The sequence below is a fragment of the Paraburkholderia sp. J11-2 genome, assembly GCF_905220185.1.
Lineage (GTDB): Bacteria > Pseudomonadota > Gammaproteobacteria > Burkholderiales > Burkholderiaceae > Paraburkholderia.
The window spans coordinates 1-384 of record NZ_CAJMYY010000128.1; the positions used below are offsets into that span (position 1 = coordinate 1).

2 pseudogenes are annotated in these 384 nt (G+C 59.4%); both read left to right on the plus strand.

The features are described from left to right. Nucleotides 1-132 (plus strand): annotated as a pseudogene (locus U5A57_RS41455) (carboxymuconolactone decarboxylase family protein); the annotation flags it as partial. 9 nt (nucleotides 133-141) lie between these two features. Continuing rightward, nucleotides 142-384 (plus strand): annotated as a pseudogene (locus U5A57_RS41460) (cupin domain-containing protein); the annotation flags it as partial.

Here is a 384-nt window from a genome sequence, read left to right on the forward strand (position 1 = left end):
GTGCCGGACGCTGCATGGGAATGCGTCACACCGCATTTCAGCGACGCCGAAGTGGTGGATCTCACCCTGCTGATCTGCGCAATCAACAGCTGGAACCGTTTCGCCATCGCATTCCGCAAAACGCCAGCCTGAGGAGCCGAGATGAAAGCCGTTCGGTTTGCAGTCCTTTGTTGTTCACTCGCAACCGCTACGCTGTCCCTCGCTGGCGTTCAGACCGCCATGGCGGAAGGTGCTGGCGAGGAAGCCATCAAGCCGGTGATGCAGCAACCGATTCCGGAGCTACCCGGCAAGAACGTCGATATCGCCACCGTGACATTCGCACCTGGTCAGGCTTCCGAGCCACACATGCATCCGGGTTCCATTTTCGCGTACGTGACTGTTGGC